The sequence below is a fragment of the Streptomonospora sp. PA3 genome (genome assembly GCF_009728995.1).
Lineage (GTDB): Bacteria > Actinomycetota > Actinomycetes > Streptosporangiales > Streptosporangiaceae > Streptomonospora.
In genome coordinates this window covers 104,688-117,316 of record NZ_VTZW01000003.1, presented here as the reverse complement: position 1 = coordinate 117,316, position 12,629 = coordinate 104,688, and the positions used below count along the sequence as shown (strand labels likewise).

Genomic DNA, 12,629 nt, shown 5'->3' with positions numbered 1-12,629 from the left:
CCTCCGCAGGCACCCGCGGCCCGGACGATGGCGCGGCCCCGGGCGAGAGGGGAGGCCCGGGGCCGCGGACGGCGAGCCGCCGAGGCGGCTCGGTGGCAGTGGGGGCTGTCAGTACCAGCCGTTGGCCTGGGAATGGCTCCAGGCTTCGCACGGGGAGCCGTAGCGGTCCTCGATGTAGCCCAGGCCCCACTCGATCTGGGTCGCGGGGTTGGTCTGCCAGTCGGACCCGGCCGTGGCCATCTTGCTGCCGGGCAGCGCCTGCGGGATGCCGTAGGCGCCCGAACTGGGGTTCTGGGCGGTGTGGTCCCAGCCGCTCTCCTTCTCCCACAAGGGCTCCAGACAGGAGAACTGGTCCGCGCTCCAACCGTAGTCGGCCAGCATCGAGCGGGCGATGGCCTTGGGGTCGCCGGAGACCGCCGCCCCACCGGAGCCGGAGTCGGATCCCGAACCGGTGTCCGCCGGCTCCTCGGGTTCCTCCTCCTTCTTCTCCTCCTGGGTGGTCGCCGAGACGTTCACCCCGCCGGTGACGTCGGCGAGGCGGTCGCGGACCTCGTCGCGCTGCTGCTTCAGCTGCTGGTCGGAGATCTGCTCCGCGCCCGCGAAGAACTGCTGCGAGCCGGTCGCCGCGTCGGGGACGACGACCGCGGCGCTCTGCTCCGGGCCGCCCCCCTGGGACGCGAAGGCGGTGACGGCGAACGCCCCACCGGCGACCGCCGCCGCCGAGCCGACGGCGGCCGCGATCCGCAGCGAGATCCGGTTGAGTAGCAACAATCGCCCTTTCGCCAGTCGCGCACCCGGCGGTGCGTGCGCGATCGAGCTTGTGCCCTGGGTCTCCGCACTGATCGAAGGGGGGAGCGGGGGTGTGCATGGTCGTCGACCGCCGGCCGGCCCCGCTCGGGGAGAACACCGCGTGGATGTCAGGGGAGTAAAAAGTCCGCCACACGCGCCCCAAGGGCTCCTTTTACAACGGCACCCACCCTGCCGCATGATCACGACCGAGTAACACGGTTTCGGATATGGCGTAGTTCACACTGCACTCGGTTATCCGCGGAAATCCGGACATGGGATGACCTGGGGTGGGGCGGTACCGCGGTTTCCTGCGGCGATGTCCGCGCGTGGCGGGACGGGCGCGCCGGGCGGTTACCGGGCGTCACCGCGGTGGTGATCGTCACTGCCCCGATCCCCGGCCGCGGCAGAGGCGCTGCGCGGCCCGCGGTCAGTCGAGCGGCAGGTGGCGGTGCTCCTTGCCGGTGCCCGCGCACATGCGGCACGGCTCCTCGACGCGCTCCCAGGTGATCATGCCATTACCGTCGGTGACCGGACGTTCGGGCGACCACCGGCCTCCGCCGCCGCAGTAGTGGCAGGCGAGGTCGGTGCGGTTGCACCACGGGCAGTCGGTGAGCGCGCAGCACTCGCGCGTCGGTGTCTCCATCAACGCCCCCTCCGCAAACGGTTGCAGCTTCCCATAGGCCGCAGACGGCGTCCACCCCGGTCGCCGGTGCGACCGGGGCGGGGACGCGAGCAGGTGGCGGCGGTCGAAGCCGCGCCGCGAGGGCTAGCCGCGGCATTCGGGGGTGAGCGTCTTCGTCCAGAGCGCGTCGCCCTGTCCGTCGCGCAGGGATACCGTGAGCTCCTTGCTCGCGGGGTCGATCTCGACCTCGCCGAAGTGCTGGAAGCCCTCCAGCGGCGAGGAGTTGGCCCGCGGCGGCGCGTGCACGAACGCTTCCTCGGGCCCGAAGGTGGGGTCGAGCCGGTTGGGACCGAAGCCGCCGGCGTGCAGCGGACCGGAGACGAACTCCCAGAACGGGGTGAACTCCCGGGCCGCGGCCCGATCGGGCGAGTAGTGGTGCGCCGCGGTGTAGTGCACGTCGGCGGTCAGCCAGACCACGTCGCGCACCCCGCGGCGGTGCAGCCCGTGCAGCACGCGCTCCAGCTCCGACTCGCGCCCCCGCGGCCGCCCGTCCGCGCCGTTGGCCACGCCCTCGATCAGCTCGCCGTCGGGCACGACCAGCCCGATGGGCATGTCGGAGGCCACGACCTTCCACGTGGCCCGCGACCGCGCCATCTCGCGCAGGAGCCAGTCCGCCTGGCGCCGGCCGAGGATGTTCTCGAACCCGCCGGTGCCCGCGGAGTTGGGGTCGCGGTAGGGGCGCATGTCGATGACGAAGACGTCCAGGTCCGGGCCGTAGCCGATCCTGCGGAAGATCCGGCCGTCGACCGCCTCGGCGGCGACGATCGGCTGCCATTCGTGGAACGCCCGGTGCGCCCGGCGGGCGAGCACGTCCACGCGGCGCACGCGGTACCTGTCGTCCTCCAGCACCTCCCCCGGGTACCAGTTGTTGACCACCTCGTGGTCGTCCCACTGCACGATCTGCGGGACACGGGCGGCGAAGCCGCGCAGCGAGTCGTCGAGCAGGTTGTAGGCGTACTGCCCGCGGAACTCGTCCAGGCTTTCGGCCACCTTGGACTTGGCCTCGGTCACCAGGTTGCGCCAGACGCGCCCGTCGGGCAGCTCCACGCGCTCCTGCAGCGGCACGTCGGCGTAGCAGGCGTCGCCGCTGTGCAGGAAGAAGTCGGGCTCCCGATCGGCCATGGCCGAGAAGATCGGCATGCCGCCGATCTCGGGGTTGATCCCCCAGCCCTGGCCGGCGACGTCGCCCGCCCACACGAAGCGGATGGGCCGCCCGCCGCCGGGCGTGCCGAAGGAGCCCTCCAGCACCTCGCTGGAGGCGCGGCCGGACTCGGCGCGCACCCGCACGTAGGCCTCGCGGCCCGGTTCCAGGCCGCGGATGCGCACGCGCCCGGTGCCGTCGGTGCCGGGGGTGAGCCAGGGCCCGCGCAGGGTGCGGGCGTGCTTGAAGTCGGGGCGGTCGGCGACCTCGACGACCATGCGCGCGGGCCGGTCGGCGCGGGTCCACACCACCGCGCCGTCGCTTCGGGGATCACCGAACTGCAGGCCGTGGGTGAGTTCCGGGCGGTTGCGGCCGTGGGAGAACGCGGGGGCGGCCGGCACCGCGCTGACGGCGGCGGCGCCCAGCCCGACGGCGCCGTAGCGCAGCACCGAGCGCCGGTCGAGGCGCTGGGCGGCTGAGGACGGGAAGGCCGGGGAGTCGTCGGGGTCCTGGGTTCGATCCGGTCGGGGGAACGCGGGCATCAGACCTCCTGGGTGCGGCGGGTCGCCCACGGTTCTACCGCACCGCCCGCGCGGCGGTGCGAACGGCGGATTAACGCCGGATGCCGCCCCAGCCACCGGACGGGCCCGCGTCCGATGCCCCGATCCGCGCGCGGCCGGAGACCGGGCCGGCCGCCGCCGCTGTGTCCGAGGCGCAGCGGCGGCGGCCGGGGCGGGTCAGCCTTCGAGCATCTCGGTCACCAGCGCGGCGATCGGGGACCGCTCGGACCGGGTGAGGGTGATGTGCGAGAAGAGCGGGTGCCCCTTGAGCTTCTCGACCACGGCCACGACGCCGTCGTAGCGCCCCACCCGCAGGTTGTCGCTTTGGGCGATGTCATGGGTGAGCACGACGCGCGAGTTCTCGCCCAGGCGCGAGAGCACGGTCAGCAGCACCCCCCGCTCCAGCGACTGCGCCTCGTCGACGATGACGAACGCGTCGTGCAGCGAGCGCCCGCGGATGTGGGTCAGCGGCAGGACCTCCAGCATCCCGCGGTCGACCACCTCGTCGATGACCTCCTGGGTGGTGACCGCCGAGAGGGTGTCGTGCACCGCCTGGGACCACGGCGACATCTTCTCGTTCTCGGTGCCGGGGAGGTAGCCCAGTTCCTGGCCGCCCACCGCGTACAGCGGCCGGAAGACCATGACCTTGCGGTGCTGGCCGCGCTCCAGCACGGCCTCCAGCCCCGCGCACAGCGCGAGGGCCGACTTGCCGGTGCCGGCGCGGCCGCCCAGGGAGACGATGCCGACCTCGGGGTCGGTCAGCAGGTCGAGGGCGATGCGCTGCTCGGCGCTGCGCCCGTGCAGGCCGAAGACGTCGCGGTCGCCCTTGACGACCTTGACCGACTTGTCGGGGAGCACCCGGCCCAGGGCCTTGCCGCGCTCGGAGACCAGCACCAGTCCGGTGTGGCACGGCAGATCGCGCGCCGCCTCGATGTCGGCGGTGCCGTCGCCTTCGAACAGCGCCGCGACCTCGTGCGCGGGGACCTCCAGTTCGGCCATGCCGGTCCACCCGTGCTCGATGGGGAGCTCGGCGCGGTACTCGTCGGCCGCCAGGCCGATCGACGACGCCTTGATCCGCATCGGCAGATCCTTGCTCACGAGGACGACGTCGCCGCCCTCCGCCTGCAGGTTGCGGGCGACCGTCAGGATGCGGGTGTCGTTGTCGCCGAGCCGGAACCCCGCCGGAAGGATCGACGGATCGCTGTGGTTGAGCTCCACCCGCAGCGTTCCGCCCTCGTCGTTCACCGGGACGTCGTCGTCGAGGCCGCCGTTGTCGGCCCGCAGGCCGTCCAACCGGCGCAGCGCCTCACGTGCGAAGTAGCCCAGTTCGGGGTGGTGCCGCTTGCTCTCCAGCTCGGTGATGACGACTATCGGCAGGACCACCGCGTGTTCGGCGAACCGGCCGATCGAGGCGGGGTCGGCCAGCAGGACGCTGGTGTCGAGCACGTAGGTGCGCCGCTCGCCCCCTCGGTCGGCCAGGTCGGGAGTGTCGTCGGCACGCAGGTGGGTCGCGGAACTAGCCACTCGTTCTCCCCTTTGGGCGCGGCTGGGCGCCCTGGTCTCACGGGATACCAAGGACCGGGACCAGCCCCGCGAGGGCCGGGACCGGCCCTCGTCACCATGAGCTCCGCCACTGGCCAGGACCTCAAATGCTCGGGGCCTCCCGAGTGAGCGGATGGGCACCGCCCACTGCATCCGACGGTACCCGGCTCCCCTGAAAGAGCAAGGCCCCCGGGCCGCACGGCATGTGAACACCCCGTTACGCTGCTGTTCCTCCGTTCCGGACGCGGGGCGGTGCGGCCGATCCAGTGGTGCGGGGACGGCTCAGGAGCCGAAACGCCGGTTGCGTGCGCCATAGGCACGAAGCGCGCGCAGGAAGTCAACCTTGCGGAAGGCCGGCCAGAAGACCTCGCAGAAGTAGAACTCCGCCTGTGCGCTCTGCCAGAGCATGAATCCGGAGAGTCGCTGCTCGCCCGAGGTGCGGATGAGGAGATCCGGATCGGGCTGGCCACGCGTGTAGAGATGCTCGGCGATGTGCTCCAGGTCGAGTCGCTCGGCGAGCTCTTCGAGACTGGTGCCCTTGGCCGCCTCCGCGAGGAGGAGCGACCGTACCGCATCAGCGATCTCACGCCTTCCTCCATACCCGACCGCAACATTCACAATCAGGCCGGAGTTTCCGGATGTGGCCGCGTGCGCCTCCTTCATCACCCGCGCCGTGGAGTCGGGCAGCAGGTCCAGGGCCCCCATCGGGTTGATGTTCCAGCCTTCGCGGCGCAGCCGGGACACCGTGTTCTCGATGATCTTCAGCAGGGGTTCGAGCTCCTCGCGGGGGCGCGAGAGGTTGTCGGTGGACAGCAGCCACAGGGTGACGACCTGCACGCCGACCTCGTCGCACCAGCCCAGCAGCTCGAAGATCTTCTCGGCTCCGGCCTGATGCCCCTCCTGGACGTTGGCGAGCCCGCTGATCCTCGCCCATCTGCGGTTGCCGTCCAGGACGACGCCGACATGGCGGGGTATCTCGAAAGTGCCGAGCGAGCGCTCCAGCCGGCGCTCGTACAGCCAGTACAGGGGGTCACGGAGCCCCATTGGACGCTACCTTTCGCCGCGTTCGGGGGACAGGCGCGGCGCGCGCCCGTCCATGTCACCGCACTCCGGCGCAGCGACCTTGAGCATGCGCGCCAACGTGTCCAGCCTAGGGCGATTCGTCGGAATCCGTCACTGCAGCGACGCGCGCACGTGCTTGCGCCCCTCGTGGATCCGGGACTTCACCGTGCCCAGGGCGAGGTCGAGTTCGGCGGCGATCTCCTTGTAGTCCATCTGGCACAGGTCGCGCAGCACCAGCGGGGCGACCAGATTGGGGCGGTCCCGTTCGAGCTGGTCGAGGGCCTCCAGCAGGTCGATCCGCGAACCGGCGATGACGCTGGTGGTACGGGGGTCGCGCTGGTGCGGAAGGCGGTCGGACTCCGTGGGAAGCTCCGCGGAGCGCCGCTTCATCGACCGGTAGGTCTGCCGCGCCGAGTTCGAAACCACCGTATAGAGCCATGTCGTGAAGAGCGAATCGCCCTTGAATCCGCCGATGTTGCGGGCGACGCGCAGCAGTGCGTCCTGGCACGCCTCCTCGGCGTCCTGGCGGTAGGGGAGGAAGCGCGCGCACCGCCGCAGCACCTCGGGCTGGATCCTGCGCAGCAGGTCGTCGAGCGCTGCGGAGTCGCCGTCGCGCGCCCGCAGCGCGAGGTCCTCAAGGGAGTCGTCGACCCTGGCGGCCGATCGGCGGGGCCCCTCGCCCTTCTCACTGTTTTCCACGGCTGACAGCTCCCTGCAATATGTATCGCCCGTCTGCCCGGCTACACGTGTTACACGTCCATCCCCCACTATGAGGTTCACATCCCCTTTCGACGCGTAGGGGCGCCGGGCGGCTCCGCAGCCGCTTTGCGGCCCTGCGCACGGAATCGTCCCCACGTTTGGCCCCTGCGGCACTGGTAAGGCACTACCTGTGGCACAACCGGACACTTTCGGCCGATACCGCGTCATTCGGCATCTCGGCTCGGGCTCGTTCGCGACCGTATGGCTCGCGCACGACGACCGGCTGGACACCCCCGTGGCCGTGAAGGTCCTGGCCGAGAACTGGGCGCACCAGCTCGACGTGCACCACCGCTTCATGGAGGAGGCCCGGATCCTCCGCCAGGCCGACTCCGCCTGGCTGATCAGAGTGCACGACATCGGGACGCTCCCCGACGAGCGGCCCTACTTCGTCATGCCCTACGCCGACCAGGGCAGCGTCGCCGACCTGATCGCCAAGGGCCCCCTTCCGCTGGACGAGGCCCTGCGGCTGCTGACCGAAATCGGCCAAGGTGTCACCGTCCTCCACCGCCACGGCACCATCCACCGCGACATCAAGCCCTCCAACGTACTCCTGCAGTCCTCGCCCGTTGGCCAGCGCGTGCTGGTGGCCGATCTCGGTTTCGCCAAGAGCATCGACGGCGCGTCGGGGTTCACCGCCGCCGCCGGCACCCCCGGCTACATGTCCCCCGAGCAGCGCGGCCCCGGCGGCGACCTCGACGTGCGCGCCGACGTCTACTCGCTGGGGGCCGTCGCCTACGAGCTGATCACCGGGCGCCGCCCGCCGGCTCCGCCGGTACGGGTGCCGCCGCGGCGGCTGCGGCCGGGGACGCCGCGGGCCCTGAACGACCTGATCATGTCCGCGCTCGCCGAGGACCGTACCGCGCGGCCGCCCGACGCCAAGGCCTTCACCGACCGCATCCGGGCCATCCGCATGACCCCCGACCTGCGTTCGGAGCTGCCGTGGTGGGTCCGCCACCGCTCGGCCTGGCGGCGCAGCGCGGCCGCTGCCGCCACGCTGGCCCTGCTGCTGGCCGGTACGACCGGAGCCGCGGCCTCCACCACCCCCGTGCTGACCGAGGTCCGCTACGCGGGCGGCGAACTGCACCTGGCCGTGCCCCAGGGCTGGGCCCAGCAGTTCCACAACGGCCGGGCGGTGCCCAGCGCCGTCGAGTCCGACCGGGCCTCGGGGGTACTGGTGGCCACCGACCTGGACGACTGGGACGACCCGCAGGCCGCGGTGGCCGGGGTTTTCGCCGCGCTGCTGCCCGGAACCGGCCACGACCTCGACTCCCTGCTCGGCGGAGCGCCCTGCAGCGGACCGGTGGAGAAGCGCGGCTTCACCGACTCCGACTGGTCGGGCGAGATCCGCCAGTGGCCCTCCTGCCCGGGGCAGCCGGGCGCGGTCGCCGTCGCCGCGCTGGCCGGCCGGCACCGCGACACGACGCTCTACCTGGAGGTCCGCCAGCCCGGCAACCGCCCCGAGGTGATCGACCGCATCATCGCCGCCACGCACCTGGCGCACTGACCGGCCCGGCGCCCGTCCTCCGCCGGCCCCGCCCCGAGGCGGCGGACCCGGTGATCACCGGCGCGCGTCCGCCAGCTGCTCGCTCAGGGCGGCCGGCGTCGTGACCGGCAGCCGGCAGCTGAAGCCCTGGCAGACATAGGCCGCGGGCGCTCCGCCGACCAGCGGCCGGTCCTCCAGCAGCGGCACCTCGGCGGAACCGCCGTCGCCGCGGGTGATGGCGGTTCCCAACGGCGCCTCCAGCAGTGCCGTGCGGTGCAGCTCCCGCGTCGCGGGGTCGTCGGCGGGCCCCACCACGGCGATCTCCAGCGGGCCCGCCAGCAGTGTCTCGGCGACCGCAAGCCCCCAGCCCGCCGCGCGCGGCGCCTTGCGCGCCAGCGGCACGGCCACCGCCAGCGCCTCGTCGGCGGCCCGGCGGTGGCGCGCCGACCCGGTCAGCCCGGCGTACCACAGCAGCGCGCCCGCCGCGGCGAACCGGCCGGAGGGCGTGGAGGCGTCGGTGGGGTCCTGCGGGCGGTTGAACAGCGCCTCGCTGTCGTCGGCGGTGTCGTAGAAGCCGCCCTCCTCGTCGCCGAAGTGCTCCAGGACGGTGTCGAGCAGCCGCCCGGCCAGCGCGACGCGCTCGGGGCCGCCGGTGACGGCGTGCAGCGCCAGCAGCCCCTCGGCGACGTCGGCGTAGTCCTCGAGCACACCCGCGCTCTGGCCGGCCCGGCCGTCGCGCGAGGTGCGCAGCAGCCGGTCGCCGCGGACGTGGACCCGGGCGAGCAGGTCGGCCGCCGCTTCGGCGTGGGCGACCAGGTCGGGCCGCTCGAACAGGGCTCCGGCCTCGGCCAGGCCGGCGACGGCCAACCCGTTCCAGGCGGCCACCACCTTGTCGTCGCGGTCGGGCCGCACCCGCTTGGCGCGGGCGCCCAGCAGCGCGGCGCGCACCCGTTCGTAGCGGCCGGGGTCGTCGGGGTCCTCGGGCAGGCGCAGCACGGAGAAGCCGTGCTCGAAGGTGCCCTCGCGGGTCACGCCGAACAGCTCGGCCGCCCAGGCGGCGTCCTCGTCGCCCAGGGCGCTGCGCAGCTCGGCGGGGGTCCACACGTAGTAGCGGCCTTCCTCGCCCTCGGTGTCGGCGTCCAGCGCCGAGGCGAACCCGCCCTCGGGCGTGCGCAGGTCGGAGACCATCCAGTCGGCGGTCTCCAGCGCCACCCGCCGTGCCAGCGGGTCGCCGGTCGTGCGCCACAGCCGGGTGTAGGCGCGCAGCAGCAGCGCGTTGTCGTAGAGCATCTTCTCGAAGTGGGGCACGATCCAGCGGGAGTCGACGGAGTAGCGGGCGAACCCGCCGCCGAGCTGGTCGTAGATGCCGCCGCGGGCCATGGCCTCGGCGGTGTGCTCGGCCATGGCGCGGCTGCGCTGGGATCCGGTGCGCGCGTGCTGGGCCAGCAGGAAAGACAGCAGCATCGACGGCGGGAACTTGGGGGCGCCGCCGAATCCGCCGTTGGCGTCGTCGTACTCGCGGGCCAGCAGCTCCACGGCCTCGTCGAGCACCTCGGGGCCCGGCGCGTTGCCGCGGCCCACCGACCGCGGCCCGCTCAGCGCCTCGACGACCCGCCGGCCCTGCTCCAGCACGCCTTCGTGCTCCTGGGACCAGGCCCGCGAGACACCCGTGAGCAGGCGCTGGAAGTGCTCCCGGGGGAAGTAGGTGCCGCAGTAGAAGGGGGCGCCGTCGGGGGTGAGGAACACGGTCATGGGCCAGCCGCCCTGGCCGGTCATGGCCTGGGTGGCCTCCATGTAGACGGCGTCGACGTCGGGGCGCTCCTCGCGGTCGACCTTGATGTTGACGAACCCCGCGTTCATCATCTGCGCGGTGGCGGGGTCCTCGAAGGACTCGTGCGCCATGACGTGGCACCAGTGGCACGCGGAGTAGCCCACCGACAGCAGTACGGGCACCTGGCGGCGCCGGGCCTCGGCGAAGGCCTCCTCGCCCCACGGGTACCAGTCGACGGGGTTTCCGGCGTGCTGGAGCAGGTAGGGACTTGTCGCTTCGGCGAGACGGTTCGGCATACCCCCACTCTGCCCGCCCACCCCCCGCCGATACCACCGCGGCCCCGCCCGGCCGGCTCGGCTCGGGCCGGGCGGCGGTGCGGCATCAGGCCGAGGGCGCGGTGGGGCCCGGTTCGGAGTCGGGCGACTCGGTGGAGGCGGCGCGGCCGGGCGACCGGGCGTCCGCGCGGGATTCGGCCGGGGCGTCGGGCTCGACCTGGATGGCGGCCAGGCGCTTGCGCATCGACTTCATCAGGAAGTAGAGGGCCAGGCCGATGCCGGCGATGGCGATGAAGCCGAGGACGCCGGGCGTGATGGTGTCGGCGGCCGGCGCGTCGGAGGCCAGCGTTGCCAGGGCGTTCATGGTGCTCATGTTCTCACCGCCTCACGGACGCCCGCGAAGAGGTCGTCCTCGGGGATGTCGGTGTCGACCAGCGAGCGCGCGAGGTGGTAGTCCTCCCAGGGCCAGGCCTCGCGCTGGATGTCCAGCGGCACCGCGAACCAGAATCCGTTGGGGTCGATCTGGGTGGCGTGGGCGATCAGCGCGCGGTCGCGGGTCTCGAAGAACTCGTCGCACTTGACCTGTGTGGTGATCTCCCACTCGGGGAACTTGCGCTCCTTCATCCGCTCCAGCCACTCGGCGAAGGGGTTCTCCAGGCCGCGCTCGTGCAGGAGCGCCGCCACGCGCTCGAACCGCTCCCGGGGGAAGGAGACGTGGTAGTAGAGCTTGAGCGGCTGCCAGGGCTCGCCGGTTCCGGGGTAGCGCTCGGGGTCGCCCGCGGCGTCGAACGCCTCGACCGAGACCTTGTGGGTCATGATGTGGTCGGGATGGGGGTAGCCGCCCTTCTCGTCGTAGGTGAGCACCACGTGCGGGCGGAAGGTGCGCATCGAGCGCACCAGCGGCTCGGCGGCGGTCTCCAGCGGCTGCAGCGCGAAGCACCCCTCGGGCAGCGGCGGCAGCGGGTCGCCCTCGGGCAGGCCGGAGTCGACGAAGCCGCTGAACTCCTGGTGCACGCCGAGGATCTCGCGGGCTTCGGCCATCTCCTTGCGGCGGACCTCGGCGATGTTCTCGCGGATCTCGGGGCGGTCCATCGCCGGGTTCAGGATGGAGCCGGCCTCGCCGCCGGTCAGTGTGACGACGAGCACCTCGGCGCCCTCGTTCACATAGCGCACCATGGTGGCCGCGCCTTTGCTGGACTCGTCATCGGGATGGGCATGAACGGCCATCAGCCGCAAACGCTCGGACAACGGAACGGTCCCCTTGGGTAGTCGCGTGGAGGAATGTAGGCGGGAAAGGCGTCCGCCCCGCTGGGCCGGCTCCGCGCCGCCCGCGTCGCTGACATGCGAGGCGGGGGTGGGACAGCATGGACCCGGGTCGGGGCTATCTTAGACAACGTAGACCCCACGTTCGGAGATTCCCGCATGCCCGACCGCCCCGCCGGCTCCCTGTCCGGCGACACCGAGACCGCCGCGTCGCGGGTGCGGCGCCGCCTGGGCAACACCCCGGTCTTCTTCGTCGTCGGGGTGCTGGCCGCCGCCGTCTTCACCGTGGGGTGGGGCTATGCGCTGATGAGCTACGGCGGCACCGGCGGGGTCTCAGTGCAGGTCGTGGCGTGGCGGGTCGAATCGCCGCAGGAGGCCAGCATCAGCTTCCAGGTGAACAGCGACGCGCCCGCCGAGTGCGTGATCACCGCACGCGACAACCGGCACGTGGTGGTCGGCCAGACGAGTGTCGACGTCAAGGCGGGAATCCGAGACGTCACCGCGACCGTTGACACGATTCGTGAGGCTTCGGCGGTAGAAGTGGGCTCCTGCAGGGAACAGAGTCCGACAAGGTAGTTCCGCCCTGCCGCCCGCCGTCGGGATCGGCCGCCTCCCGATAACGTCCGTCCTCCAGCCGCACCGCGCGGACCAGCGATTCTCGTTCCGCCCGTCCGAATGGCGCGGTGATAATCTCGTAAGTTCAGCTACGGCCGATAGCGGCCGCAGTCACTAGTAGCACCGAGGGAGTTCCCGTGACCGAGACCCGCGATGACAACGTCACCTGGCTGACTCAGGAGGCGTATGACCGGCTCAACGCGGAGCTGGAGCACCTGACGGGCACTGGTCGCATCGAGATCGCCGACAAGATCGAAGCCGCTCGCGAAGAGGGCGACCTCCGCGAGAACGGCGGCTACCACGCCGCCAAGGAAGAACAGGGCAAGATCGAGGCCCGCATCGCCCAGATCCAGAACATCCTGCGCAACGCGCGCGTGGGCGGGGCGCCTCAGAAGGCGGGCACCGTCGGTCCCGGTATGACCGTCACGATCAAGTTCGTAGGCGACGACGAAGAGGTCACCTTCCTCCTCGCCTCCCGGGAGGAAAGCGGTGCGCCGATCGACGTCTATTCGCCGAACTCGCCCCTGGGCAGCGCCATCAACGGCAAGAAGATCGGCGAGACCGTCACCTACACGCTCCCCAACGGCCGTAGCGCATCCGTCGAGATCATCGACGCCGTCCCCTACGGCTCCGAGTCGTCCTAGGGACGCCGTTTCGCGGTCTGCACATCGGAAGGGGCGGCCCGGC

General features: G+C 72.0%; 12 protein-coding genes. 3 read left to right on the top strand and 9 right to left on the bottom strand.

Features of this window, described 5'->3' with window-relative positions; genetic code table 11:
- Positions 1–108: 108 nt before the first annotated feature.
- From FZ103_RS00965 to FZ103_RS00940, 6 genes are all read right to left on the bottom strand, one after another.
- Positions 109–768 (bottom strand): lytic transglycosylase domain-containing protein, encoded by a 660-nt coding sequence (locus FZ103_RS00965; protein ID WP_155998105.1) that lies wholly within the window; start codon positions 766–768, stop codon positions 109–111.
- A 448-nt stretch (positions 769–1,216) separates the two neighbouring features.
- A complete protein-coding gene (locus FZ103_RS00960) occupies positions 1,217–1,432 on the bottom strand; it encodes a hypothetical protein (protein ID WP_155998104.1) in 216 nt (71 codons plus the stop codon).
- Positions 1,433–1,555: 123 nt separating this feature from the next.
- Positions 1,556–3,154, bottom strand: a complete 1,599-nt coding sequence (locus tag FZ103_RS00955) for an alkaline phosphatase (protein ID WP_155998103.1) — start codon at positions 3,152–3,154, stop codon at positions 1,556–1,558.
- A 195-nt stretch (positions 3,155–3,349) separates the two neighbouring features.
- Positions 3,350–4,618, bottom strand: a complete 1,269-nt coding sequence (locus FZ103_RS00950; RefSeq protein ID WP_186355721.1) for a PhoH family protein — start codon at positions 4,616–4,618, stop codon at positions 3,350–3,352.
- A 378-nt stretch (positions 4,619–4,996) separates the two neighbouring features.
- Entirely contained in the window at positions 4,997–5,758 is a 762-nt protein-coding gene (locus tag FZ103_RS00945; RefSeq protein WP_155998102.1) for an isoprenyl transferase, read from the bottom strand.
- 129 nt (positions 5,759–5,887) lie between these two features.
- Positions 5,888–6,475, bottom strand: a complete 588-nt coding sequence (locus tag FZ103_RS00940) for a sigma-70 family RNA polymerase sigma factor (RefSeq protein WP_186355623.1) — start codon at positions 6,473–6,475, stop codon at positions 5,888–5,890.
- A gap of 190 nt (positions 6,476–6,665) precedes the next feature.
- Here FZ103_RS00940 and FZ103_RS00935 point away from each other — a divergent pair, with 190 nt between their 5' ends.
- On the top strand, positions 6,666–8,039 hold the full coding sequence (locus tag FZ103_RS00935) for a serine/threonine-protein kinase (RefSeq protein WP_186355622.1): 1,374 nt from the start codon (positions 6,666–6,668) through the stop codon (positions 8,037–8,039).
- 54 nt (positions 8,040–8,093) lie between these two features.
- Here the strand turns inward: FZ103_RS00935 and FZ103_RS00930 are convergent, their stop codons facing one another.
- The 3 genes from FZ103_RS00930 to mca form a co-directional block, all read right to left on the bottom strand.
- Complete coding sequence (locus tag FZ103_RS00930) at positions 8,094–10,085, bottom strand: thioredoxin domain-containing protein (protein ID WP_155998101.1); 1,992 nt, start codon at positions 10,083–10,085, stop codon at positions 8,094–8,096.
- 85 nt (positions 10,086–10,170) lie between these two features.
- Positions 10,171–10,428 (bottom strand): hypothetical protein, encoded by a 258-nt coding sequence (locus tag FZ103_RS00925; RefSeq protein ID WP_155998100.1) that lies wholly within the window; start codon positions 10,426–10,428, stop codon positions 10,171–10,173.
- A gap of 5 nt (positions 10,429–10,433) precedes the next feature.
- Complete coding sequence (gene mca / locus FZ103_RS00920; RefSeq protein WP_186355621.1) at positions 10,434–11,312, bottom strand: mycothiol conjugate amidase Mca; 879 nt, start codon at positions 11,310–11,312, stop codon at positions 10,434–10,436.
- A 174-nt stretch (positions 11,313–11,486) separates the two neighbouring features.
- Between mca and FZ103_RS00915 the strand changes: the two genes are divergently transcribed.
- Entirely contained in the window at positions 11,487–11,903 is a 417-nt protein-coding gene (locus FZ103_RS00915) for a DUF4307 domain-containing protein (RefSeq protein WP_155998099.1), read from the top strand.
- A 176-nt stretch (positions 11,904–12,079) separates the two neighbouring features.
- The gene (gene greA / locus FZ103_RS00910) at positions 12,080–12,586 is read left to right on the top strand and encodes a transcription elongation factor GreA (protein WP_186355620.1); all 507 of its coding nucleotides are present in this window, start codon (positions 12,080–12,082) and stop codon (positions 12,584–12,586) included.
- Positions 12,587–12,629: the final 43 nt, after the last annotated feature.